This window comes from Anatilimnocola aquadivae, from assembly GCF_049819085.1.
Classification (GTDB): Bacteria; Planctomycetota; Planctomycetia; order Pirellulales; family Pirellulaceae; genus Anatilimnocola.
On sequence record NZ_CP187419.1, the window covers coordinates 7,899,278 to 7,925,070 of the forward strand.

Here is a 25,793-nt window from a genome sequence, read left to right on the forward strand (position 1 = left end):
TCTCATTCTGCCTTCTGCGTTCGTCGTTCTGCATTTCCCTGCCCCCTGCTGTGCGTGCAGTACTCGTCCTCGCGAGGCCAGAGGTCGGCTTCGTTCAGGTTCTTGGCGTTGGGCTTTTGCATCGACTGGCCCGAGGCCAGGATCTTGCGAATGATCGCCGCGCGCAGCTGATCGTTGTCCTTGCGTGCCTGGGCATCTTCAGCGCGGTCGAAGTACTTGCGGCCATCGATCCAGGTTTGTTCGCAGCGCGAGAGGGTTGAGAGTGGCGGACCGTTCCAGACGACGAAGTCGGCGTCTTTGCCCACTTCCAGCGAGCCAACCTGCTTTTCAATCCGCAGTTGCTTGGCTGGATTCAGCGTGACGAACTTGAGGGCTTCGGTTTCTTCGATGCCGCCGTACTTCACCGCCTTGGCTGCTTCGTGGTTGAGATGCCGCGCCAGTTCGCGATCGTCGCTGTTGAACGAGACGTTGATCCCCGCTTGATGCATCAGCAGGCCGTTGTAGGGAATGGCATCGAGCACTTCGAACTTGTAGCCCCACCAATCCGAGAACGAAGAGCCACCGGCGCCGTGCCGCGCAATGGCATCGGCCACTTTGTAACCCTCCAGGATGTGTTGCAGGGTTGCCACTTTCACGCCGTGCGTTTCGCACACGCGTAGCAGGGCGAGAATCTCGTCCTGACGATAGCTGTGGCAATGGACGAGCCGGGTTCCTTCGAGCACTTCGACGAGGGCATCGAGTTCCAGGTCGCGTCGTGGCGGCAAGCCTTCGTGGTTGAGCTTCCACTGCGCATGTTGGCGGCGGTAATCGCGGGCTGCGATCATGGCGTCTTCCATGATCTGTTCGACACCCATGCGAGACTGTGGATAGCGGCGCGTGTACCGCTCGCCCCAGTTGCTTTGCTTCACGTTCTCGCCCAGGGCGAACTTAATGCCCGCGTGCGCGCCGGCAAACTTCAGCCCCGCTGCATCACTCCCCCAACGCAGTTTGATAACCTGGTTCTGCCCGCCGATGGGGTTCGCACTGCCGTGCAGAATGTTCGACGAAGTCACACCGCCGGCCAGTTGCCGATAAATGGTGATGTCGTTGGCGTCGATAAAGTCGCCAATGCGAACCTCTGCGGTGATCGCCTGGCCCGCTTCGTTGATGCCGCCGTCAGTGGCCATGTGCGAATGGCAGTCGATGATGCCGGGCGAAATGTGCTTCCCCTTGGCATCGACAACGAGTGCATCTTTGGGAACTTCCAGATCCTGGCCGACGGCGACGATCTTGCCCGCGCGGATCACCAGCATGCCGTTTTCGATCACCGGCGGATCTGCTGCGGTCCAGAGCTTGGCGTTCTTGATCACCAGCAGACTCGGCTGCTCAGGAAGTGCCTGTCGGCCGAAATCACCGAGCGGAAAGTTCACCTGCGAAACAGCGGGCGTTTCTTTCTTGGCTTCTTTGCTTTCCTTTGGTTCCTTGGAATCGCCCTCCTTCTCTTTTTCATCCGACGGACTGTCATCCTTGTTCGCGGTCTCTTCTTTGTCTTCGGTTTTGGCTGAATCAGGTGGAAGTTCCGAAGAGGTTCGTTTGCCGCTGAGTTTCGAGCGGGAGCCATCGGCCCAGATCACTTCGCCGCTGATGATCAGTTCGTCCTTCTTGTTCGTTGAGATCACTCCACTGCCTCGCGCGATCCCTTCTTGCTCCAGGGGTTTGCCCTCGAAAGAGAATTCGACGAGCGAATCGCGCATGCTTAGCGATTTCAGCTTGGCGGCTTTGTCAAGTTTTGCCTTTTCGTTCAGTTCATCGCTGGTCGACCATTTGCCGCTCGGCTTGGCCGCGGTTCCTTGTAAGGCGAGATAGATTCGGGCGAACTTGCCCGGACGATCGCTGAATTCGAATTGCCATTGGCCGCGCACGTCGGTGTGCGTTGGTTCGACGATCTCAAATCGCTCGCCTTCGACCCAGGTTTCAAGCAGCTTGGTCTTGCCGGCGAAGATGTCACCGTCGGTGACGATCAGGCAGGCCAGCTTGCCGGGCTCAATCGAGCCGAGCGAGCGTTCGACTCCCAGTAACTGCGCTGGCGTGGTCGTGAGGGCTTTCAAAGCGCTCTCGGCCGAAAGACCTCGTTCCACCGCGCGGCGCACTGCGGGCAGAAACTCGTTCGGATCTTTCAAGCCGTAGGCCGTGAGGGCAATCGGTACACCCGCGGCATCCAAGCGCGCCGCGTTCTCGGGGGCCAAATCCCAGTGCATCAACTGTTCGAGCGACACATCGAGCGCAGCGGCCACCGTCTCTACATTCGGAGGCTGCGGGAACGAGACCGGCACAATTACGGTGCGGCCCGACTTTTTGATGAGATCTACCTGGCGATACTCGCGGCCATTGCCCCGCACAGCTAGTCGCAAGCCGAACTCGCGCGCGAAGGCATCGGCCCGCAACAAGAACTGTTCATCGCTGGCGTCGGCAATTACCAGTTGTTCGCCATCAACAACCGGGGCCAGCGCCGCGAAAGTGCGCGAGGGATCGACGCGCGGCAACAACACGTTCGCAGCGCTCGCGGCTGTTGCCTGCCGGTGCCACTGGGCATCGAGCATCGTTTGCCGCGCGAGAGCCACGGCCCCCATCGGTGAGTTAGGGAACTCATCTCGATTCACACCAAAGGGAACGGTCAGCCGCAGATGTTGGGCCGCGTGTGTCTTGGCGATGGTGGGACGCTGATGATCGCCTTGCAGCATCACCACGCTTTGCCCCTTGATGATGCCACCTTCCGGGGCGACGAGCCGCGCGGTGATCCCTTGGCCGCGATACTTGGTGTGCGTGGCTTCATCGGCGGAGTAGAAGCCGCTCATCTCGAGCTCAGGGGTGACGCGCCGGCTCCAATGCCGCGCGGTGTTCGGCAACTTCTCGCTGGGAATCGTCTGCTCGCTGAAGGCATCGATAAATCCCGGATAGAGAGTCTTTCCCTTCAAATCCCAAACATGGGCCTCCGCAGGAATGGCCACCTTCTCGCCGACCGCGATAATCACGCCCTCGCGGATTAGCACGGTGGCACCCTCAAGGGTTTTACCCGGCTGAGCAACAACCTTGGCGCCAACCAACGCGTGGACGCGGGGCGTCCGATCGCGCAAGCCTGCGACCGGTTCCACTTGTGGTGGGGCAGCCTGCAAGTGGGTTGCGAGCCACGTGGTCCAGCAAAGGGTAAGGAGCGAAAGCCAACGCATGGTGTTATCTCAGGGAAAGTACAGCGAAATCTCTCTACGACGAGCCTAATCGGCGGCGCTGCCGCTCGAAAGCCTGCGCGGCGGGATTTCGCTATCATGAGGGCTCTACTGGTCCCGGCGAAATGAATTGAAAAGGGCGTTCCGTTGAAGCAGCGACAAACGACTGGCGTGGATGGGCTCGATGAACTGCTGGGGGGCGGACTACTGCCGGGAACCTTGACGGTCGTCGTTGGCGCCACAGGCATCGGCAAGACGCAACTCGGGCTGCAGTTTGCCCACGCAGGACTCGCCCAGGAGAAGAAGCGGGGCGTCGTCTTCGATTGCAGCTCGCGCGGCGATTCGCAAAACCATAGCGACTACACGCAGCGAATGTTCGACCACAAGCTGCCGGTCTTCGACGCGAATCAAGACATCGACCTCGAACATTTCTTCGCCGCCGACCGCAGCTTTGGCGAGTATCTGCACGTGTTCGATTACACGGGGCAACGAGTCACGCGCAAGGATCTGGACTGGGACGATTGGCGGAACTGGCAGGCCCACCTGAACGCGCGCCTGCGGGCCGCGATTGCCTTCCTCTATGGGAACCTGGTCCATGGGTCGCGCAGGATCGTCGTCGATGGCATCGAGCCCGTTGATCGGCCCGGGGAGTCGATTCAATTTCACCTGTTCGAATACGTCTATCACCAGGTGCTGCGGAAGGATCCCGAGTGGGTGGCCCGCGATCTGTTTCGCGAACACTATCGCCGCAATGCCGAAGCGGCAGCCCAGCACGTGTACGACCCACAGTCCATAGGTTGCCTGCTGCTGGTCACCAGCCACGAGACAATGCTCGACGACCTCATCAGCCGACCGCTGGCGGAAGGAGATGTGCTGTCGAACGCCAATACGCTCATCTATATGGGGAAGACGCGTAATGGCGACCGCATGGGCCGTTCGCTGTTCGTCGCCAAGCACCGCGGCAGTGCCTGTGACGAACGAATCGTGCCCTACCGCATCGACGACGCCGGCGTACACGTGGGCTGAGCGCGCTTCGCCATGTAGTCGCCTGATAAGTTGTCAAATATTATGAATTTTCTGTGACCAGACTAGTCACGACGTTGGCGATAATGAGTCGGCTAGTTCTTTGGCAATTTGGGTAGAGAAATCATCGCCTGTCTGCGTCCAATGGTGCGCAGCGAGGCAAATGACAGCTGGCGGGTGCGTGTTCCTTGGTGAGCGATTGTTGGCGGTATGCCGACTTTCTTAAGGGCGCCGCGACTCCCTTCCCGGATGGCTGACATCAGTTGTACGCCCCTGTTCAAGGGGCCAAAGACCCGGCCCCAAGCGGTTATCAAACGGTTATCGAGAAGCGGGGGTGATAGCCTGATTTTGACGCCGCAAGCTATTGATGCATAATCACTTAAGGAAGGTTCGCGGGAATGAAAAAGTCGCGCAAAAAGTTATCGCGCCAGCCCCTGTTCAGGCCTGTTCAAGCCAAGTTGATGAACAGGCGACGAAGGGGGCGGAATGCTCCTTAAGCGAAGTGTGAGGTAGGCCCGCGAACTGCGCCCGCGGACTAAGACAGCTTCGGCCACCTGATTCAGAGGTGAAGCATTTCGCTACGAAACGTGTCGCTGGTGGCACGCGAAATTGAACAGCCGGCAAACTCGCTACAACCGGCCACGTTTCACAAAGAACTCACGATGCTAAGGCAAATTTGCGTTCGGTAAGGTTTGTCGTCCAATTAGCGTGAAAAGTGTCGGCCCGTGAAACAAGTTGCGCATCAACGCGACAACTCGTCAGCAGGCCGCCTCTCAGCATTTGCGTTTTCACGATACCGCTCTGCCGGATGGTGCCCGATGACGACGACCTTGATTGCCCTGACGCGAGATCAGAATCTGCTCTTCGAACTGCAAACCCAGCTCGAAGGCAATTTTCAAATCATCGCCTGCGACTCGCTCGCGATGTTGCCCGCGCACTTACAAGCGTCGCCGGGGGCAGCCGTAATCGTGCATCTCAGCAACGAAGCGCTCGGCGATTATTCGCCGGGTCGCTTTATCGCCGAGCTAGGGGAAGTGGTCGAGACCGCGCCGGTCTATGGCCTGCTCGCTGCCGACTGCCAACCGCGCTTGCAAAAGCTGGCCGAGAAAGCCATCGACCACTGCCTGAAGTTGCCGCTCGACTACGACCAGTTCCGCCGCCTGCTGATGAATCGGCAAGATCTGGAAGGAGAGCTCGCCGGCTTCTGGAGCCAGATGCCGCACAAAGAACTGCACGGCCGCTCGCGGTCGCTGATTACGTTCACGCCCGAAATGTTCGACACGATGGAAGAGATCAAGGTCGCCGCGCGGCACAACGTAACCGTGCTGCTGATTGGCGAAACAGGGAGCGGCAAGACGTTCCTCGCTCGCTTGATTCACGAATTGTCGGAGCGCCGTGAAGATCGCTTTTGCACCGTCGCCTGCGGCGCGTTGCCCCCCGATCTGATCGAGAGCGAACTGTTCGGTTACGTGAAGGGAGCCTTCACTGGCGCCGATCGCGATCGCGAGGGGAAGTTCGCCGCGGCTGGTCGCGGGACGCTGCTGCTCGACGAAATTGATGTCCTCCCTCTCGAACAACAGGCCAAGCTGCTCCGCGTGATTGAGACGGGCGAATACGAACCAGTCGGCAGCAACGAGACGCAGTTCTCGCAAGCTCGGCTGGTGGTTGCTTCGAACTATAACCTCGAAGAACTGGTGCAAAACGGCAACTTCCGGACTGACTTGTACTACCGCCTTAACATCCTGAACTTCAACCTGTTGCCCCTGCGTCAGCGGCCTTGGGATGTCGAGTATCTGGTGCGCAAGTTCGCCCTGGAACATAGCCGCACGCACAGCATTCCGCTGCGTTCGATCGAGCCGAGCTTTCTCGAAGCCATGCGGGCCTACAATTGGCCGGGCAACATTCGCGAGATGGAAAACGTCATTCGCCGCGCAGTCCTTTATTGTCAGCGCGGTGTGCTGACGGTGAACGATCTCCCCAGCCCCATTCGCGCTGCGGTGCAAGGCCACATGTCGTCGCTCGCCTCGCATCAGGCAGCCCTCGAACTGAGTTCGCCGCACGGCTCGGAAGATCGCGCGCCACTCGGCATGTCGAGCATTCCGGCCGGCATGGGCGTTCGTCCGCGGATGCCGAACGCACCGCCGCAAACGTATCGCTCGACTTTCCCAGCTCATCTGCAACCAGTGCCAACTCCCAGCTACGCCGGCTCGTTCGCCACCGGCCAACCGATGCTGGAATCGGCGGCGACGCTGTCCCCCGCCATGAACCCGGCCGTGGCTCGCGCTACGGCGGCCTCGCTCGAAGCCCGCGTCGATGTGCTCGAACGCCGGATCATCGAAGACTCGCTGCAGCGGAACAACTTCCGCCGCAAAGAGACCGCTGCCGAACTGGGCATTAGCCGCGTTACGCTCTACAACAAGATGAAGAAGTTCGGACTGCTGTAGGAAGTAGCACGCAGAGAGGGGCGGGCTCTATCGGCCCGCTTCTCGTACCAGGTGCCGTAGCTGCGGGATGATGATCTTTTCCATGGCGAGGCGAACGCCGTTCGGCGAGCCCGGCATGGTGAGGACGACCTTGCCGCGCATCACGCCGCCGGTCGCTCGACTCAGAATCGCGGCCGGGCCAATCTCGGCGTAGCTCAATTGGCGAAACAGCTCGCCATAGCCAGGCAGCGGTTTCTCCAGCAGCGCGGAGACGGTTTCAAACGTCTGGTCGCGACTGCTAATGCCCGTTCCGCCTGTGAGCAGGATCGCGGCAATCTCTGAGCGTTCTGCCAGCTGCAGCAGCAACTCTCGCATCGGCCCCGGATCATCCTTAATGATGTGCCGCGCCGCCAGTTGATGCCCGGCAGCTTGCAGGTGGTCGATCACCGTCTGACCACCCGTATCGGTCTCCGCCGTCCGCGTATCGCTGACGGTAATCACCGCCACCGCTAGCGAAACCGGTGCCTGCTGCTGATGCTGCTCGTGGATGGGGAGGGACATAGGAACTCAGGGGCCGGGAGTCAAAAAGTCAAACAACCGCCCCCGGGCCTGCCCCGGGGGTTTAACGGCTTTTGCGCTAGAGGGGGCGGCAATTAGTTCGTAGTTCGTAGTTCGAAGTTAAAGACAAGGGCAAAGGCAGTCTCCCAAGCTTTCCCCAACTTCGAACTTCAAACTTCGGACTCCAAACTCGCGCAGCGCTTGCCGCGAGCGCTCGCCGGATTCTATATTAAACTTGCCGGTGAGGATCTGCACCGCCCACTCTTCTTGTCGAGTTACCACGGATGCTTTTGCCGTTGCCACTTCGCGCTCGCACGCTCATGCCCTGGGTGGTACTGAGTTGCGTTGCGTTTGTAGGCGACGTGTCGAATCAAGTACTAGCTCTCGATGTCCTCACGCTCGAAACCGGCGGCATCGTGGAAGGGGACTGGCTGAACCACGACGAGCAACCTTTGACGCACTATCGCGTGCGCACCACAGCCGGGGTGACAATCTCGCTGCAACTCACGCAGGTTCGTCACGCCGTGCGGCAGCAGTCGGCGGCTCAGGAGTATCAACAGCTACTTCCCACCTATCGCGATACGGCCGAAGATCAATGGAAGCTGGCCGAGTGGTGCCGAATGCAACAACTGCCCGCCGAAAAGAACGTGCATCTGCTGCGGGTGATCGAACTCGAACCCGAACATGCCCAGGCTCGCCGCGCACTGGGCTTCGCGCTCGTTGATCGCCAGTGGGTCTTACCCGCCGAAGCGAAACGCAAAGATGGCTTCGAATTGTACAAAGGCCGCTGGCGCACGATTCAAGAGATTGAACTGCTCGAGACTGCTGCCAAGCGCGAACTGGCCGAGAAGGAGTGGCTGCAGAAGATTCGCCGCTGGCGAAAGGAACTCGATACCGACCGGGCTCGCGAAGCGGCCGAGCAGCTCGCGCAGATTCAAGATCCCGTCGCGATCTCGCCCCTCGTCGCCGTGCTGAAGCAAGATCCGAATCGCCGTACGAAGATGCTGTTCCTGGATGTGATTGGAGCCATCAAAGACCCGACCGCCGTTCAAGCGCTCGTGCAGGTTTCGCTGCAAGACATTGACGAAGAGATTTTTCATTACTGCCTCGAAAAGATCATCAAGCTCAATCCGCCTCACATTGCCGATGCCTACATCAAGGCTCTCAAGGATACGAACAACATTCGAATCAATCGTGCGGGGATTGCCCTCGGTCGCATTGGCGATCGCTCGGCCATCGCCCCGCTGATTGCCGCCCTGGTAACCATGCACTCGCAGACCGTTGGTCCCACCGGCCGCGGCGCTGGCGATACCATCAGCCAATCGTTCAACACCAGTTCTCAGCCCGGGGTGAGTGGCAATTCGTTCCGCGCCAATGAAGGGCCGAAGACTTACATCTATCGCGTGCAGAACCAGCACGTGCTCGATGGTCTCACGAAGCTCGCTGGCGGCACCAGCTTTGGTTACGACGTCCGCGCGTGGCAATACTGGCATGCCCAAGAGAAGCAGGTCCACGCCAAAGCAGGCGACCTGAACCAGCGCCAAGAGTAGAATGGAACAAACGCCCCCGCCCCTGCGGCGGGGGTTCATTGGCTTGTGCACTACGGCGCACGAGTGCGTGGCCAGTCGACTTCTAGCTTCCGCTAGTGCAAAAGCCGTTAAACCCCCGGGACAGGCCCGGGGGCGGAATGAGGTTAGTTACATGAACCGCTCCATCACTTCACTCGGTCTGCTGTTGCTGCTGGCCCCTGTTTCACAGGCAACCGCTCAAGAGGTGCGATCTCGCCCCTACGATGGCATTCAAGCGGGCGTCGATGCCTATCAATTGGCCGAGGAGCGACGGCAGGCAAACTTGCAGGCTCAGATTGGTGCCAACGATGCCGCGCGGGCCGCATCGGGATTGCCGACGACGCGCGGCGAGACCATTTACTACTACGGCACCCCGGGCACGGCCGGTTATCGCACCTACGGCTCGGGTATCGTGCCGCTCGATGCCGCCTATGCGTACGGCTTTGGCTATGGTGGAGCGGCCATCTCGTATGGTCGCTTTGGCCGCCGAGCAGTCATCTTTAACGCTGGCCCGCTCTTCACACCGTGGCCGTACATTCCGGGCGATATCTACGGCTATCAAACGCAGCCGATGGTGCGCCAGCCAATCGGCCAGCGGCAAGTACAGACGGGTGAGAACACTTGGGAATCTCACCCCGTGTACGATCCGCCGGTTCCGAATCGCCCGGTGCTGCCGCCTGTCGATTCGCCAATGCTGGACAACACTCCTTTCGCGACACCCCGGGCTGCGGCGGAACTGCCGCTGGAAGCCGCTCCTCGGCCACGCGAGCGCGCCGTCCCCGAACCGGCTGATCCGCTGCTGCCTGCACCGCGCAGCAACTCGGCGAGGGATTTTTAGGCAACCGTCTGCCTCAGCGGGCCGAACCTCTGACCCCCGACCTCTGTCCTTCTGGCTTCCGCTAGTGCACAAGCCAATGAACCCCCGCCGCAGGGGCGGGGGCGGTTGTTCGTTTTCCGACTCTCGACTCCTGCCGCCCGACTCCCGCCGCGCCCTGGAAACATCCCGGCGGTCGGTCTACCATCAGGGGCTTCCCAAAATCGGCCACCCTCCAACCCCCTCAGCAGCCAGCCATGAGCAGCCCGCTTAACAAGATCAGCAGTCGCATCACGCAGCCCAAGAGCCAGGGAGCGTCGCAAGCGATGCTCTATGGCACCGGCATGACCCCCGAGGACATGAACAAGGCTCAGGTCGGCATCGGCGCGGTCTGGTACGAAGGGAATACCTGCAACATGCACCTGCACGAACTGGGCGGGCAGGTGAAGAAGGGCGTGCAAGCGGTCGGGCTGGTCGGCATGCAGTTCAATACCATCGGTGTCAGCGACGGCATCTCGATGGGCACCGAAGGGATGAGCTATTCGCTGCAATCGCGCGACCTCATCGCCGACAGCATGGAAACGATCATGGCCGCGCAGTGGTACGACGCGCTAATCGCCATTCCAGGCTGCGATAAGAACATGCCGGGCTGCATCATGGCCATGGGCCGGTTGAATCGCCCTTCGCTCATGGTCTACGGCGGCACCATTCGCGCGGGTTGCACGCCCCGCCATCCCAAGCTGGACGTTGTCTCGGCCTTCCAGGCCTATGGCGAGTACATCAGCGGGCGCATCACCGAAGAAGAGCGGGCCGACATCATCCGCTGCAGCATTCCCGGCGCCGGCGCTTGCGGCGGCATGTACACCGCCAACACCATGTCGAGCGCCATCGAAGCCCTCGGTATGTCACTCCCCTATAGCTCGTCGATTCCTGCCGAAGATCCACTCAAGGCCGCCGAATGTCAGGCTGCCGGTAAGGCGATTCTGAAACTGCTGGAACTCGATCTGAAACCGCGCGACATCATGACGCGCGCGGCCTTCGAAAACGCGATGGTCGTCATCATGGCCACCGGTGGCTCGACAAATGCCGTGCTGCACCTGATTGCCATGGCCCGTGCGGTCGATGTGCCGTTGACCATCGACGACTTCCAAACCGTCAGCGATCGCATTCCCTTCATCGCCGACCTGAAGCCCAGCGGTAAGTACGTGATGGAAGACCTGCATCACGTCGGCGGCACCCCCGGCCTGATGAAGTACCTGCTCGGCAAGGGCCTGCTGAACGGCGATTGCATCACCGTGACCGGCAAAACGATTGCCGAGAACCTGAAGGACCTACCGGGACTCGCCGAAGGTCAGCGCGTGATCGTCCCTATCGAAACGCCCATCAAGGCGAGTGGTCACATTCAGATTCTCCGCGGCAATCTGGCCCCCGAAGGTTCCGTTGCCAAGATCACCGGCAAAGAAGGAATGGTCTTCACCGGCCCCGCCCTTGTCTACGACAGTGAAGAAGACATGCTGCACGGACTGGAGAAAAAAGAGATCACGGGTGGCGAGGTGATCGTCATTCGCTACGAAGGTCCGCAAGGTGGACCGGGCATGCCCGAGATGCTCACACCCACCAGTGCCATCATGGGCGCAGGGCTCGGCGACAAGGTCGCTCTGATGACCGACGGCCGCTTCTCGGGCGGTTCGCACGGCTTCATCATTGGCCACGTCACCCCCGAAGCTCAACTCGGCGGTCCGATCGCGCTCATCAAGAGCGGCGACATCGTCACTATCGATGCCAATAAGAAGCGGATCGACGTCGCCGTCAGCGACGCAGAAATGACCGCTCGAAAAAACGCCTGGAAAGCTCCTCCCTTCAAAGCGACCCGGGGCACGCTCTACAAGTACATCAAGAACGTGAAAACGGCCAGCGAAGGTTGCGTGACGGACGAGTAGGGGTAGAAGGGGCGGGAGGCGAGGGACGAGAGGCGAGGCAAATGCAAAACGAAGAATGCAGAACGCAGAATTTGCGAGAAGCAATCGAAGTGCATGACTCGGACTTGCTGTCGGTAGAAACAACCGCAGACGACATTCGCGTGCGTATGCGGGCCTATATTCATCGATCACCAGAACAGTCAGGCGGAAAGGGGACTGGGTGGATCCAGGAAGTCGAAGTCGCCCTGCAGGACGGGGTGATTCTCGCAACGATTCCTGAACTGCCGAGTTGGCTCGATACTGGTTCGATTAAGGGATCAGCGGAACAGCACAATCTGATTCCGCTGCCTTGCGAGATCGTCGACGATCTTCAGTTCGAGTTGATCAGTCTTGCTCAAGAGCGCCTCGTCGTTCGTGCGACCGCCTTGAAGATCCAGCGCCTCGGTGAACCCAAGTTTGTCGAGCAGACTCCTGCCGACTTTTACTCGTAGCTTGGCCATTCGAAAGCGGCGAACTCAAAAACCAATCCTCCGATGCCTTTCCGCCTCCTATTGTTCCCGCACCAGTGCCTGGCGAATCGCCTGATCGACCTGCGCCCGCGATGGCCGGTGGCTGGCCAATTGCGATGGGCCACCGCCTGCTTGCATCAGCAGATTGCACATCACAAGTTGAACCTTCTCGACCTCGGCAATCGTCCAGGTCCGATCGTGAAACAGGCTCTCCATAAACTGCGACCAGCAGCCATACCAGCTTCCTGTCGCGTAACAGTGGTCCAAGCATTGGACGACAGCCGCTTTAATTTTCTCCTCGCACATTTCGGCACCCATGGCCCGCTGGGTGTTGAACAAGTGGCTCACGAGAAAAGAAGTGCAGCTATTGTGCCTTGAGCAACAGGCTGTCGTGAGTCGGCAGGCTTTGCGGTGAGACACTTAGTTTCTCACAAATCGCGAGTCGCGCTGCGATCAAGCCCCCTACAACCGCCGGATGTGAAACCCGCCGTCGACGTGAATCCGCTCGCCGGTGCTGAACGGGAGTGAGCCGCTGGCGAGCATGCTCACGGAGGCGGCCACATCGCCGGGTTGGCCCCAGCGGCGAATCGGGGACATGCCGTCAGCGATCAGCTTGTCGTATTTCTCCTGCACGGGGGCGGTCATATCGCTGGCGATTACACCCGGGCAAATCTCGTAGACGCGAATCTGCTCGTCGGCCAGGCGCGTGGCCAGCAGCCAGGTCATCATCTGCATCGCTGCTTTGGCCATGCAGTAGTCGGCGCGGTTGGTCGATACGGCAAACGCTGAGATCGACGAGATGTTGATGATCGTTCCCGGCTGTTTTTGCTGGACCATTTCGTTGGCTGCAGCCTGAGCCAAAAAGAACGGTCCCTTCAGGTTCGTCGCAAACACCTGATCCCAGCTCTCTTCGGTGGCCTCGAGCAAATCCTTGCGCCCCGGCGAAGTGATGCCCGCGTTATTCACTAGCAGATCGAGCCGACCGAAGTGAGCCATCGTCTCGGCAATCAGTCGCTGGCGATCGGCTGTCATACCGACATCGGCCTGCACCACCAATGCCTCGCCACCGGCCCCCTGCAGGGTACTGGCCACTTCGTCGGCCGCATCGCGACGACTGAAATAGTTAATCACCACGGCGAAACCATCCGCCGCCAGGCGCTCGGCAATCGAGCGCCCAATGCCGCGACTTCCGCCGGTAACAATCGCCACCGGACGCGTCGAAGGTGTGTTGCCGCTGACTGCCATAACCGTGACCACAAACAAGTGTTAAAGGAACGAAGTTCACCATGATAACGTCTTCTCCTGATCACTCTAAGGAATAGAGTGCCGAGAATTCCGCGCTGGCGACGCGAATGGTGTGGTCGTCGGAAAACGAAGGAGCGGATTGCGGCGCAGTGGTAACGGCTGCCGCCTCAAGGCCGGGTCGCGAACTGATGACCAGGACGCAGGCCGTGGCGGGAAGTTCCGCTTCCAGCAATTCGGCCGTGGCAGCGCGATGATCGCCGGACTCGCCGCTAAGCTTGGTCAACTGCTGCAGCACTTCTTCCAGGAAAACGGGGGATCGACTACCAAGCCAGCAGTGACGCTCGGCCGAGGCAATGAGAATTGCTAGCTGCGAAACATTGCGCTGAGCCAGATCGGCCAGGGCGGTTGCGACGAAACTGATCGCCGCTTCAAAGCGTGCGTGCTCGCCGGAGGTAGGAACCGCGGGCAGATACGGATCGAGCACAATCGCGACCGTCGGGCTCGATTCCCGTTCAAACTGCCGGACCATCGGCTTGCCCGCGCGGGCCGTGGTTCGCCAATGAAGCCAGCGGGTACTATCGCCCGATTGCCAGGGCCGAACCGCGAAGAAATCGCCATCGGTCGATCGCTGCTTGAACTGCGGTTCGCCTTCGCCGGAAATAGCAGCCGCAATGCGATGGGTCCATTCGGCGCTCAAGCGACCAATCCTCGGCAAGATGGCCGCCTGTCGTGGGGCGGCAACAATCGCGACTCCTTCAACCAGCCCGAGCGGAAAGCAGGTTCGCAGGCGGAGCACGGGAACCTCGTAGCGGCCCCGGCGACTGAAGACCATTTCGTAGTGCACGCGCACGGTCTCGCCTGGAGCGACGCAGGGGCAAAACACCATGGCGATGGACTGCTTGGACTTTTCGAACAGATATCGCCACAGGAGAACCGGTTCCAGAATTCCACCGCGCAGAGGCTGCAAAGTTCGGTGCTCCAGCGACCAGCGATCTTCCACCGTCAGCAGCCAGGCTGCGAACCAGCGACGCGAATTGTGGATTTCGAACTCTGCGACCAAAGGCTGGCCCGCATGCACTGCGCGAATCGGCAGCGCGCGAATCGATACTCCGCGCAAGCTGGCCAGCGACAAGCGCCAGTTGATTAGGATCGGCGCGAGCATCATGCCGCCGAGCACGACCAGCAAGTTCACATGGCAGAGTGCCGCCCCACCCACGATAAACGACAGCACGGCCAGATAGTACCAACCTTCACGCGTCAGTCGGGCCTGCAGTTGGTAGGTCATGGCGGATTAAGAATCTGTTCGACTTTCAAGCTGGAGGATGAAGCCGTGCTTCGTCCCGCATTTTTCAATCAAAGACGAAGCACGGCTTCATCCTATAATCTACCGCGGCACAGCGACCTGATCGGTTAGTCGGCGAATGATCGCTTCGGCCGCTTCACGCTGCGAGATGCGGGCGAGGCCTTTCAGCAGCACGCGATGCGACAACACCGCTGGTGTCAAGCGCTTGATATCGTCGGGAATCACAAAGGCCCGCCCTTCGATCAGCGCGAGTGACTGCGCGGCACGATACAAACTGAGCGCGCCGCGCGTGCTGACACCGACGCGCAGCTCGGGGCATTCACGCGTGAGGTGCACAATCTGCAGCAGATAATCGCCCAGCGAATCATCGACGCGCACCTGCCGCACGGCTTGTTGCAATTGCAAGATATGTTCGCCGGTGACCGCCGGCTGAAGGTCCTGCACGGGCTCGCCCAGGCGATGGCTGGAGAGAACTCGCCGCTCGTCGCTCACGTGCGGATAGCCAACTGAGATGCGCACCAGAAAGCGATCGAGCTGGCTCTCGGGAAGGGCATAGGTCCCTTCGTATTCGTAAGGGTTTTGCGTAGCGATGACCAGGAACGGCACCGGCAGTTGCAAAGTCTGGCCGTCGATCGAGACTTGCCCTTCGCTCATCGCTTCGAGCAGGGCACTTTGCGTCCGGGGCGGAGCACGGTTCACTTCGTCGGCCAGCACGATGTTCGCGAAGATCGGTCCACGATGAAACACGAACTTGGCCTCTTTGGCGTCGTAGACACTGCTGCCGAGAATATCGCTGGGGAGCAGATCGGGCGTAAACTGCAGCCGGCAGAATTGGCCGGAAACACTTTTTGCCAGGGCCTTCGCGACCAGCGTTTTGCCCACGCCCGGTACATCTTCCAGCAGTACATGTTCGCCGGAAAGGAGTGCCACAAGGCACATCCGCACGACTTCGGGCTTGCCCAGCACCACACTGCAGATGTTCTTTTCCAGCCTGGCCACCAACTCACCGATGGCTACCTGCGGTCCGGGAGCGGGACGAGCGTGAGTGGTGGCAACATTCATGCAGACAGCAGTTTCTTCGAAGAGTGCGGGCCGAGCGTACCGGGCAGGTCGTTTTGGCTACCTGCATTCTGACTGACCGGGGCCACTCCCGCTATGGTAGACCGGCGAGGGCTAGCCGTGAGGATCGACCTTGATGACCACCTTCCGCACCAGCGTCTCGGCCGGCCCCGACAAGCGTGAGGAAAAGGTGAAGTCGCTCTCCGGACTATTGGTAACTGCCACACCCGGCATGTGGCCATCGTGCGGACCAAAGACGGTGAAGTAGCCCGTTGGTACCAGCACCAAATCGCCCGGCCCGTTGAGGGAACTATCGAAAAATGCGACATCGCGATCGGGGTCATGCGGCTCGGTGACCGTGAGCCGAGCGCGATCGACCCACCCCATGCGTTCGACACCCTTGGCCACGAATTGCACGTCCCAGTAACGCTCGTGGGCTTCGAACTTCCCGACTGCACGCGGCTTGGGTGTGTACTCCTGAATGAGCGCGAAGAGCTTATCTCCTTCGAGTTCGTGCTTGCCGAGATCCAGCTTGAGCAGATCGGCGGTGCGAAGAAACTCAAAGGCCTTGGCGAAACGTGGTCCCAGGCCGTGATACAAGTCGGCTCGGGAGAGATGGTCGATGATCATGAGCGTGGCTGATGCGAGATGAATCGAGGCGGTATTGGCACTAGCCACATCATATCGCCTGTCGATGTTCTACGGCGATCCATTCGCGAGCGCTGCCTGCGCTCGTGCGAGCTTTTCAGGATTGCGAATGAAGTACAGCCGGCGAATCTGCTCGCCGTCGAGATCGAAGCCGATGATCGTCACCAACTGGGGTCCGTCGAAGATGGCAATGCCGGGCTCGTCGTTCACCATCACGTGCTCGGCATGAGCCGACAGCGAGTGCTTCCTATTGATGCCGTGCAGGAACCTAGCCGCGTCATCAATGCCAACGAGCGGGCGATGAGCGGCGATCGCTTTGCCACCACCATCGGAGAAGATGACAATGTCTTCGGAAAGCAACTGCACAATGCCGGACAACTCGCCTGTCGCACAAGCTGCTAAGAACCGCTCACTCATGCGACGCGTTGCTGCATGCGAGGCGGTGAATCGTGGCCGAGCTTCCTTCACGTGCGCTTCGGCCCGGCTGACGAGCTGCCGACAATTTGCCTCGTTCTTCTCCAGCATCTCCGCAATTTCGGCATAGTCGTAGTCGAACACCTTGCGCAGCAAGTAGGCCGCGCGTTCGACCGGCGAGAGCGTCTCCAGCACGTGCATCAAGGCGAGCGAGACAGCTTCGGCAAGTTCGGTCGGGTGATTCGCGGTGCTCATTGCGGGCTCGACGATAGGTTCAGGCAACCAGGGACCGATGTAGGTTTCTTTGCGGGCATCGATCTCACGTCGGCGATCGATGCTCAGGCGCGTGACGATGGTGGCTAGGAACGAGCGCGGCGCGCGGACGACGGAGATATCGGCAGCAGACCAGCGCAGATAAGCCTCTTGCAGCACGTCGTCGGCATCGGCGCGCGAACCGAGAATCCGGTACGCCAGCCGGCCGAGATCAGGGCGGTACGTTTCAAAATCGGCGAGCGCGGCAGTCGGCGAGGCGCTCGCAGCAGTCGTGGCGGTGTCAGGCATATTCGAGTTCTCGCACATCGTTAGTCGCAGTCGAACCATTCAGAATCAAATTCACCGCTGTTTCGGCGCTGGCCGCCGATGCATCTGCCAATTGTCCCCGCTGGCCGACCCAATCACCAGCTAGATAAACATTTGGGTAATTTGCCACCGCCACTTGCGGCCGACCAGCAACGCCTCCATGAGCAGCCTGCGGCAGCGCGTGGGTAACCGTCATCGCAGGCAGATATCGCCTCGCGAGCACATGCGAGTGCCAACCTGGCTGCCAGCGGTCGAGGACCCGCTCGAGTTGCTGTTCGTGATCGCGGGCCGATTCATTCGTCTCCGACGGGAGATACTTCATCACATGAATGACGGCGACTCCCGGCGGAGCAAACTGGGCCGCAGCGGAGTGGACTGAGGCATATGTCGGCTCATCGAGACCCAATTCAAACCGATGCTCCGGGCGCGGCAGTTGGCTCAGCGCGAGATCGAGACACGCCGCCTGTACGGGCCGAGCTTCGACTGCCCAGCGAACCAGTGCGTGCTGTTCCGGAAGACCGAGTAGCAAACTGGCAACCTGCGGACTCACCGCGAGAATGGCGGCGCTCGCTCGCAAGTCGGGCTGATGCGTGGCTTGAACCAGCACACCACTTTCGAAGTTGCGCACGGCATGCACATGCGCGCCGGTGCGAATCTGCACGCCCGCTTGCTGGGCGATGTCACGAAGCTGATCGACAATCGCTTGCCAGCCGCCGTCGATGTACCACACATTCCCCGAGAGGCCGATGCGAAACTGGTCGAGCGTCGCCCCGGCCGACAGCGCATCGAGATCGGCGGCGTACGTCGACAGTCGAAACAGGCCAAAGAGCAGATTCGCGATCGCTCCGCTGCCGTAATGAGTCGTGACCCACTCCGTCAAGCTGGTGTGCTGGAGCGAGGCGGTTTCGAGTGTGGGGATTTGCTGAAAGAAGCGGAACAGCTGCCACTTCTCGCGCCACGACAACAGTGTGGTCGTGAAGATCTGCGACACATTCCGCGGCAGCTGATGTTCCTTGCCGCCATAAACGCCCATTCCTTTGCCTGTATTGGGGAAGTCGCCAGTGAAGGGAACATCAAGCTCTTTCAATAGACGATGCGCGTGACCATGTAAGTAGAGTGCTCGCGGGCCGAGATTGAACCGCAACTCTCCCTTCACCGTCGTAGCCGCGCGACCACCGAGTCCCTTCGCTTGCTCTAGCAGCACCACCCGGCGACCTCCCTTCGCCAGCTTGGTCGCTGCCAGCAGACCGGCAAGTCCCCCGCCCACAACCACCACGTCGTTCTGTTCGCTTCCCAATTCACTTTTCGTCGCCAAGTTCGTCGCACTCATCGTTGCCTCCTATCCGCTGGCAGTCATTTTGCCTTCCACGCCAACAAGGACGGCTGCGCGACAGAATTTGTGACAGGGAGCAGAAGAAATTTTGAAAAAGCGTAAAATGATAGCTGCCACGGATCGCCCACTCGCTGACGGAACTGCCCGATGAAACTTCCCCTGAACGAAGCCAAAGCCAAGTTGCTCGACGAAGATCGGGACGTTCGTGCGGCGGCACTTTCTTATCTCGGTCTGCCCGGTAACGCTGACGGAACCGTCTTGCCGCTCGTGGTCGAGGCCTACCAAAAGTTTGGTCCGCAGGCATTTCAATTGGCCGTTTCCTGGCGAGATCTGCCGCTGACGAAAGAGCCCCTGGTTTGGCTGATCGAAGCGTTCGGCACCATTAGCGAGGCCATTGACGCTGAAGACCATTACTACAGCTATGGCGATGTGCTGGCCGAAGCGATCGCCAACGCACCGCTCTCGCTCGTGGAAGAAACACGTACCAAATGGGAGCAGTTACCCCTCAAGTTTGGTGAACGGATTAACCGCGAGATCGAGCCGCGCAAGCAACTCGCGCAGCTGAACGACCAGGACCTCTTTGAACGTGCCGTCCATTTCTGCCTGGAACAAACGAAGGCGCGCGAGGACGCTGAGCCTTGGGATGAATTGGTGCGTTTGGGTGAGGAAATGGCCCAGCGGCCTGAGGCCTTCGCCCAGCGCGCGGTCGACATGCTGCGGGCGAATCAATGCGCTGGCTTGATCGAAGCGGAGGGAGATGCCTCCGTCGATGATACCTCCGAGGCCCGGTATTGGTTACAGCTGGCGATGATCCGCGTAGTCAACAACTTGCGACTGGAAGCTGCGATTCCTGAACTGCTGAAACTCGTCGAGTCCGAGGAAGAGGCCCTGACGGAAGACGCAATTCCGGCGCTGAGTAATATCGGCACGGATGAAGTCGTGCGACAGGCCAGCGAGTGTTATTGCCAGGCCAATGAGCAAGCGCGTCTCGGGCTCCTCGAGATTATTGAAAACAGCCGCTCCGTTCAGAACACGGCAGCGCTACTCTCCCTCGCCCAGGACGAGACCGGTGCGGAACTGCACGGACTCTTGTTGCAGGGCGCGCTGAGAAATCTCGATCGCGACGCCATTGAGATCGCGCGACAGTACATCCTTACGAATGAAAAGACGCCGGAGTTGCTGGACGTGCGCACCGGGCTGTTGGTCGCCAGCAAATGCCTGGGAGTTACCTTTCCTGAGTTTGCCGAGTGGAAAGCCGATCAAGCGAACGACCAGGCGTTTCGCAAGGCGTATTACCTGAAGCATCCGCGATTCCCTACCGGTGCCAGCTATCTGCAGGAAGAGGCCGAAGACCTTCAAGCCGAACTACGGCACCGACTCTTTGCGAACGAGTTGTCCCTACCAGGCTACGGAGTAGAGCCGCCAGCGCCTCTCACGTCGGCTACCGTTCGCCGCGGCGAACGCGTCGGCCGCAACGATCCGTGCCCCTGTGGCTCTGGCAAGAAGTACAAAAAGTGCTGCCTGCGCGGCGACCAGGAAGCTGAAATTCGCTACTACATCTGAGTGCCGCGGCGAGTTGCCTCTGTGCGCTCAGCGGCAGCAATTCCCAGATCTTCGGCAGCACCGGCCAGTTCAAAGATTTCGGCGATCGATTGGGGAACATTGCCGAGTGTGAGATTTGCCAAGCGCTTGCGCAGATCGAGAAGCACATTGAGTCCCTGGCTGTCCAGCAGTTCGGCACCTCTCAAATCGATCAAGATCGCAGCGGGCTGCGAAGCGGCAATCTCTTCCACGCGCTGGCGAAGCGTATCGGCCGCAGCGGCGCCGAACAGTCCGTATTTACCGACAGGCACAACGACGGGCTGCGCCGGCTGTGCACTGGGAGTTGCGACGGTGGGTAGAATGCCTTCGTTAGGCTCATTAGCAGACATTCCAATCACCTCATTCACAGCAGTCATTCGCGAGCCTTGACCGTGGTTCGCCGAGTCACTGTTTTGGCAGACCAGATGGCCTGCCGCCAGAGGAAGGCAAATTTAGGCACGCGTGCGCTGCAAGTCGAATGCGCCTGGGTTATCATGAAACTCGGTCATCCCCACCCCCCGACTGCTTTCTGTTGCAGGACTCTCTCATGGCTCGTTCGCAAGTTTCCCGTCGTCAGTTTTTGGGCACGTCAGCCGCAATCGCTGCGTCGACGATTGCCATTCCGTACTTCGTGCCGAAGAGTGCTTTCGGCGCGGCCGACAAGATCGTGACCGGCCACATCGGTGTCGGTCGCCAGGGAATGAGTAACCTTAGCCCCTTCCTGAGCAACGCGGCTGCCGTCTGCGATGTCGACAAGTCACATGCCGCTGCCGCTGCCAAGAAGGTGACGGAGAAGGGGAACCAGTGCGAAGTCTACACCGACTATCGCCGACTGCTCGAACGGAAAGACATCGACGCCGTCGTGGTCACCACTCCCGATCACTGGCACGCCAAGATCACTATCGATGCCTGCAACGCTGGGAAAGATGTCTATGTCGAGAAGCCCCTGACGCTCTTTGTGACCGAAGGTCGCAAGATGGTCGAAGCCGCGCGAGCCAACAAGCGGGTCGTGCAGACCGGTTCGCAACAACGGAGCAGCAAGGAATTTCGCCAGGCCTGCGAACTGACCCGCAGCGGCTACCTCGGCAAGATTCACACGGTACTGGTCGGCCTGCCCAAGACCAATCACCCGGGCGAACCCGTGCCAGACAGCGATCCGCCAGCGGAACTCGATTACGACACCTGGCTCGGACCAGCCCCGGCTCGTCCCTACAACAAGCTGCGAGTGCATTACAACTTCCGCTTCTTCTGGGATTACTCGGGCGGCCAGATGACGAACTTCGGTGCTCACCACATCGACATCGCCCAGTGGGGCCTCGGCATGGACAACAGCGGGCCGGTCGAGTTCGAAGGGACCGCCACCTTCCATCCCAAGAAGTGGCACGAAGTGAGCGAAACCTGCAAGGTGAACTGCACCTATGCCAACGGCGTGAAGATGGTCATCACTCAAGGACACAGTGACGTTCCAGCTGGGATTACCTTCATCGGCGACAAGGGCCAGATCTGGGTCAATCGCGGCAAGATCACGTCCAGCATCGAAGGGCTTCTCGAGACCAAGCTGAAGGACACCGACACCAAGCTGTACAACAGCCCGGGGCATCACAAGGATTTCCTCGCTTGCATCGCCTCGCGCGAGAACCCGATCTGCGACGTCGAGATCGGCCATCGCAGCGCCACGGTCTGCCATCTGGCCAATGCGGCTACCCGAGTCGGCAAAAAGCTGAAATGGGACCCAGTGGCAGAAAAAGTCGATGACGCGGATGCGGCAAAACTTTTGGACCGTCCGTACCGCGCGCCATGGACGTTGGGCTAGCTTTCCGGCCTCCAGCCGGTGAGCGAGTTCTGAGTTCTGAGTTTTGAGTTTTGAGTTCCGAGACAGGATCAACGAAGATGCCATTGGTGGTAAACAACTGCCTGCCAATGGCTTAGAGGATGTTGATTCGTCGTAAGTAGGATCCGGTGGTTTTCGGCTGCTGAGCACCCCCTCTTCTTGCTAATTCTGCGCAGTTATCCCGGTTATCCAGATTGGTAGAGCAGGCAATTTTGGCCTGCCTTTGCCAACTGACTGGTTTGTTCCCGGCTACGACCGGCTTTCTATCTATAATCAGTAACAATCGGTTGCTCGTTTGCGCCTCCATTTGGTCTGTCACTGCTAGCCGGGCCTTTTCATTTAGCAGGCCATCCCCGATAAACGGGAGGCTACCAGTGAAGGATTTTCGCCTGCGCGGCATCACCGCCACAGGCAGAGGAGTGATTCATGGCTGTATTGGAAACTCGCCAGGTGACGAAAGTCTACGGCGAAGGGGATGCCAAGGTTGAAGCCCTCCGCGGCGTCGATCTGCAGGTGGCTGCAGGCGAGATGCTGGCGATCATGGGTCGCAGCGGCAGCGGCAAGAGCACCCTGCTTACGATCCTGGGCGGAGTCGAAGTTCCTTCCGGCGGCCAGGTGCTGCTTGAAGGGAAGGACCTCTCGGCCATGACCGACGATCAGCGCACGCTGATCCGTCGTCAACGGATTGGTTTCGTTTTTCAAGCGTTCAATTTGCTCCCCATTTTCACGGCCGAAGAAAACGTCTCGCTGCCGCTGGAACTGGACGGCATGTCTTCGATCAAGGCTAGACAACGGGCCGCCGAAAAGCTCGAAATGGTCGGCATGGGCAAACGCCGCGACCATATTCCCGGCAAACTGTCGGGTGGCGAGCAACAGCGGGTCGCCATTGCCCGCGCCCTGGCCATTGAGCCAGCCATCTTGCTGGCCGACGAACCAACGGGCAATCTCGACTCGGCCAACGGTGCGAAAGTGACCGCCATGCTCCGTCGCCTGGTCGACGAGCATCAACAAACCATCGTGCTGGTAACGCACGACCCCTTAGTCGCCGCACAGGCCGACCGTGTGATTTACCTTGCTGACGGTCTCGTGGAGCGGGAGGAAATTCGCCGCCCTAACGAGCCGGCCGCAATTCCACGGATGGAGGCGAGCCGGCGATGAGTTTACGATCGTTCTCGGTACGATCGCTCACTTCGCGCATGGGACGAACCCTGCTGACGATTTTGAGCATCGTAATCGGTGTGTCTTCCGTCGTTTCGGTGAGCGTGATCACCACCACCACGCGCAACGCCTACAAAATCATGTTCGCGACCGTCACCGGTAACGCGACTCTCGAGGTAACCACTCCGGGCAATGCCGGCTTCAAAGACGATGTGCTCGAACTGGTGAAGAAGACGCCCGGCGTCGAAATCGCCGTACCGATGGTCGAACGCCCGACGGCGATGATGGTCGGCGAACAGCGCATCAAGATGTCGATTCTCGGCGTCGATCCCGAACTCGATCCCCAGGTGCGCGACTACGCGATCGTGGAAGGTCGCATGGCGAAGGCGGAGACCGAAAAGGGGAAACCCCGCGAGATCGTGCTCGATGAAGGCTTTGCCAAGCAACTCAACATGAAGCTGGGCGATGTCGTCTCGATCCGCACTCGCAATGCCAACTACAAGCTGGAACTAGTCGGTCTCGCCAAGCCCAAAGGTGGCGCTGCGATGCGGCAAATGGCGCTCGCCATGGTGCCGGTCGAACGAGCCCAGGCGATGTACAACAATGCCCAACTCAAGGACAACGTCGACTCGATTCAGATTGTTACCAAGCCCGATGTCGATCCGAAGCAAGTGATGGCCGCGATGGCAGCGCAATTGCCTGCCGGTCTGAATGTCCATGAGCCATCGGGCAACACGCAGCTGATGAAGAAGATGCTCGTCTCGACCGAGCAAAGCCTGTTGGTCTCGACGATCTTCTCGCTCGTGCTGTCGATTTTCATCATCCTCAACACATTCTTTATGAACGTGGGCGAACGTCGCCGGCAAATGGCGATCATGCGCGCCATCGGTGCTACCGGTAAGCAATTGATGTCCGCCCTGCTGGTCGAAGCCGTCGTGCTGGGTGCGATTGGTTCCGCGATTGGCATTCCGATTGGCTTAGGCACCGCCTGGCTCATGAATCGGACCATGGCCCGCGGCTTTGATGTCATCATGCCCGATCCCCAGATCACCTGGCTGCCGATCGTCCTCTCCGCACTGCTCGGAGTGGGAGTGTCCGTGATCGGGGCGCTCGTACCCGCGTGGCGGGCGAGCAAGGTTTCGCCGCTGGAAGGAATGAGCCGCGTTTCTCGCCAAGATATCGAAGGCACAGGCTGGGGATACTTGGTACTGGGCGCTGCACTGGTGCTCGGCGGCTCCGTCGTCGTGTATCTGGTGATCACGGAACAAGTCAACGTGTACGCCGGCCCCTTCGCTGCAGTTGCCCTGCTGGTGGGAGTCGTGTTCTTATCACCGCTGGTTTTGGAACCACTGGTGCGCGTGTTTGGTTGGATTCTCAGTCCCTTCACCAAGGTGGAAGGGATCATGGCTGAGCGGCAGATCCTGCGGCATCGCGTCCGCACGCAGCTGACGATTGGCGTGTTGTTCGTTGCCGCTTGCATTGGCGTCGGCATGACCAACTCGATCAAGGACAATGTGCGCGATCTGGCCGACTGGAAAGAAGCCGCCCTGGCAGCTGACTTTTTTGTCCGCTCGATGATGCCCGATATGGCCAATGGTCTCGCACCCGATATTCCGGACGAAGTCGGGCACGAGATCGAAAGCATCCCCGCGATGCAAAACGTCCAGATTCAACGGATTGTGTTTGTCGAAGCCGCAGTGAAGGATCGCGATGGCCAAGAACATTCGGTGCGAGTCGTGGCCCGCGACTTTCCCGATCCGGGCCCACCGGCCTTCGATTTGATCGAAGGAGAGAGCGAATCGCTGCGTGGCAAACTGTTCGACGGCCAGGCGGTGATTGGCTCGGTGCTGGCTCACGACCTGAAGGCCAAGGTCGGGGACGAGATCGAAATGCTGACGACCACGGGGACCGAAAAAGTCCGCGTCGCCGCCATTGCCAACGACTATCTCGTGGCCGGTATGTCGGTGCATCTGGAACGTAAGACGGCCGAGCGGTTGCTCGCTATTCAAGGCGTGGATGGTTATGCCATCAAGGTGCCTAATCGCAACAAGATCGACGAAGTTCGCGCCGAACTCGAAACGATCACCAAAAAGCACAGCCTGCTGCTGCAATCGAACGCCGAGATCAGCTGGACGATCAATGCCATGGTCGCCGGCGTAGAAGTCGGACTGTGGGCACTCGTCTACGTCGCGTTTCTGGTGGCCATGATCGGTGTGGTCAATACGTTGACCATGAACGTGCTGGAGCAAACTCGCGAACTGAGCATGCTGCGGATCATTGCCATGACCAAGACCCAGGTGCGGAAGACGATTCTGACTCAGGCCCTGTTGATTGGTATGTCGGGACTGGTGCCGGGGATCATCTGCGGCATCCTGGTCGCCTTTTTGATGAACATGGCCTTCGAGCCTTCGTTCGGCCGGCGCATCGATTTCCACATCTACCCGGGTCTGCTGGGTGGAGCTCTGTTCGGGGCGATTGCCATTACGTTGCTCGCTGCCTGGCTCCCCGCCCGGCGGGCGGCGAATGTCGATGTTGCTCAGGCGCTGCACTACGACTAAGCCGTAGAGAACGTAGCCCGACCCTTGAGTTCGGGTCAGGCGAAGACTGCAACCGCAAAAGGGGGGT

20 protein-coding genes are annotated in these 25,793 nt (G+C 59.8%); 10 read left to right on the top strand and 10 right to left on the bottom strand.

Annotated elements, in window-relative coordinates; translation table 11 throughout:
- Window positions 1-2: 2 nt before the first annotated feature.
- Window positions 3-3,206 carry an amidohydrolase family protein gene (locus NA78x_RS31210; RefSeq protein WP_425616299.1) on the bottom strand — a complete coding sequence of 1,068 codons (3,204 nt, stop codon included), beginning with the start codon at window positions 3,204-3,206 and terminating at the stop codon, window positions 3-5.
- A gap of 144 nt (window positions 3,207-3,350) precedes the next feature.
- Between NA78x_RS31210 and NA78x_RS31215 the strand changes: the two genes are divergently transcribed.
- Both NA78x_RS31215 and NA78x_RS31220 read left to right on the top strand, forming a co-directional pair.
- Window positions 3,351-4,229 carry an RAD55 family ATPase gene (locus NA78x_RS31215; RefSeq protein WP_425616300.1) on the top strand — a complete coding sequence of 293 codons (879 nt, stop codon included), beginning with the start codon at window positions 3,351-3,353 and terminating at the stop codon, window positions 4,227-4,229.
- Window positions 4,230-5,044: 815 nt separating this feature from the next.
- Window positions 5,045-6,670, top strand: a complete 1,626-nt coding sequence (locus tag NA78x_RS31220; protein WP_425616301.1) for a sigma 54-interacting transcriptional regulator — start codon at window positions 5,045-5,047, stop codon at window positions 6,668-6,670.
- Window positions 6,671-6,697: 27 nt separating this feature from the next.
- On the opposite strand, the gene NA78x_RS31225 is transcribed toward NA78x_RS31220, so the two are convergent.
- Window positions 6,698-7,210, bottom strand: a complete 513-nt coding sequence (locus NA78x_RS31225) for a MogA/MoaB family molybdenum cofactor biosynthesis protein (protein WP_425616302.1) — start codon at window positions 7,208-7,210, stop codon at window positions 6,698-6,700.
- Between the two features lie 359 nt (window positions 7,211-7,569).
- Here NA78x_RS31225 and NA78x_RS31230 point away from each other — a divergent pair, with 359 nt between their 5' ends.
- The 4 genes from NA78x_RS31230 to NA78x_RS31245 all read left to right on the top strand — a co-directional run bounded on the left by NA78x_RS31230 (window position 7,570) and on the right by NA78x_RS31245 (window position 11,999).
- Entirely contained in the window at window positions 7,570-8,757 is a 1,188-nt protein-coding gene (locus tag NA78x_RS31230; protein ID WP_425616303.1) for a HEAT repeat domain-containing protein, read from the top strand.
- 151 nt (window positions 8,758-8,908) lie between these two features.
- Entirely contained in the window at window positions 8,909-9,613 is a 705-nt protein-coding gene (locus NA78x_RS31235; RefSeq protein ID WP_425616304.1) for a hypothetical protein, read from the top strand.
- 233 nt (window positions 9,614-9,846) lie between these two features.
- On the top strand, window positions 9,847-11,529 hold the full coding sequence (ilvD, locus tag NA78x_RS31240; RefSeq protein ID WP_425616305.1) for a dihydroxy-acid dehydratase: 1,683 nt from the start codon (window positions 9,847-9,849) through the stop codon (window positions 11,527-11,529).
- 89 nt (window positions 11,530-11,618) lie between these two features.
- The gene (locus NA78x_RS31245) at window positions 11,619-11,999 is read left to right on the top strand and encodes a hypothetical protein (protein ID WP_425616306.1); all 381 of its coding nucleotides are present in this window, start codon (window positions 11,619-11,621) and stop codon (window positions 11,997-11,999) included.
- Between the two features lie 57 nt (window positions 12,000-12,056).
- Here the strand turns inward: NA78x_RS31245 and NA78x_RS31250 are convergent, their stop codons facing one another.
- The 7 genes from NA78x_RS31250 to NA78x_RS31280 all read right to left on the bottom strand — a co-directional run bounded on the left by NA78x_RS31250 (window position 12,057) and on the right by NA78x_RS31280 (window position 18,595).
- Window positions 12,057-12,365, bottom strand: a complete 309-nt coding sequence (locus NA78x_RS31250; protein WP_425616307.1) for a hypothetical protein — start codon at window positions 12,363-12,365, stop codon at window positions 12,057-12,059.
- Between the two features lie 114 nt (window positions 12,366-12,479).
- Window positions 12,480-13,262, bottom strand: a complete 783-nt coding sequence (locus tag NA78x_RS31255) for a 3-ketoacyl-ACP reductase (protein WP_425616308.1) — start codon at window positions 13,260-13,262, stop codon at window positions 12,480-12,482.
- A 61-nt stretch (window positions 13,263-13,323) separates the two neighbouring features.
- Window positions 13,324-14,547, bottom strand: coding sequence for a DUF58 domain-containing protein (locus NA78x_RS31260; protein WP_425616309.1), 1,224 nt, complete (start codon window positions 14,545-14,547; stop codon window positions 13,324-13,326).
- 99 nt (window positions 14,548-14,646) lie between these two features.
- Entirely contained in the window at window positions 14,647-15,543 is an 897-nt protein-coding gene (locus tag NA78x_RS31265) for an AAA family ATPase (protein ID WP_425619488.1), read from the bottom strand.
- Window positions 15,544-15,738: 195 nt separating this feature from the next.
- Window positions 15,739-16,302 (bottom strand): YhcH/YjgK/YiaL family protein, encoded by a 564-nt coding sequence (locus NA78x_RS31270; protein WP_425616310.1) that lies wholly within the window; start codon window positions 16,300-16,302, stop codon window positions 15,739-15,741.
- A gap of 21 nt (window positions 16,303-16,323) precedes the next feature.
- Complete coding sequence (gene sigJ / locus NA78x_RS31275; RefSeq protein ID WP_425616311.1) at window positions 16,324-17,247, bottom strand: RNA polymerase sigma factor SigJ; 924 nt, start codon at window positions 17,245-17,247, stop codon at window positions 16,324-16,326.
- Window positions 17,240-18,595, bottom strand: a complete 1,356-nt coding sequence (locus NA78x_RS31280) for a phytoene desaturase family protein (RefSeq protein WP_425616312.1) — start codon at window positions 18,593-18,595, stop codon at window positions 17,240-17,242. The genes sigJ and NA78x_RS31280 overlap by 8 nt, the downstream gene beginning before the upstream one ends.
- A 150-nt stretch (window positions 18,596-18,745) precedes the next feature.
- Here NA78x_RS31280 and NA78x_RS31285 point away from each other — a divergent pair, with 150 nt between their 5' ends.
- The gene (locus NA78x_RS31285) at window positions 18,746-20,161 is read left to right on the top strand and encodes an SEC-C metal-binding domain-containing protein (RefSeq protein ID WP_425616313.1); all 1,416 of its coding nucleotides are present in this window, start codon (window positions 18,746-18,748) and stop codon (window positions 20,159-20,161) included.
- Here NA78x_RS31285 and NA78x_RS31290 read toward each other — a convergent pair.
- The gene (locus NA78x_RS31290; RefSeq protein WP_425616314.1) at window positions 20,152-20,529 is read right to left on the bottom strand and encodes an STAS domain-containing protein; all 378 of its coding nucleotides are present in this window, start codon (window positions 20,527-20,529) and stop codon (window positions 20,152-20,154) included. The genes NA78x_RS31285 and NA78x_RS31290 overlap by 10 nt on opposite strands.
- 197 nt (window positions 20,530-20,726) lie before the next feature.
- On the opposite strand from NA78x_RS31290, the gene NA78x_RS31295 reads away from it, so the two are divergent.
- The 3 genes from NA78x_RS31295 (at window position 20,727) to NA78x_RS31305 (ending at window position 25,726) form a co-directional block, all read left to right on the top strand.
- Window positions 20,727-21,992, top strand: a complete 1,266-nt coding sequence (locus NA78x_RS31295; RefSeq protein ID WP_425616315.1) for a Gfo/Idh/MocA family protein — start codon at window positions 20,727-20,729, stop codon at window positions 21,990-21,992.
- Window positions 21,993-22,436: 444 nt separating this feature from the next.
- Window positions 22,437-23,168 (top strand): ABC transporter ATP-binding protein, encoded by a 732-nt coding sequence (locus tag NA78x_RS31300; RefSeq protein WP_425616316.1) that lies wholly within the window; start codon window positions 22,437-22,439, stop codon window positions 23,166-23,168.
- Entirely contained in the window at window positions 23,165-25,726 is a 2,562-nt protein-coding gene (locus NA78x_RS31305) for an FtsX-like permease family protein (protein ID WP_425616317.1), read from the top strand. Before NA78x_RS31300 ends, NA78x_RS31305 begins: the two co-directional genes overlap by 4 nt.
- Window positions 25,727-25,793 lie beyond the last annotated feature (67 nt).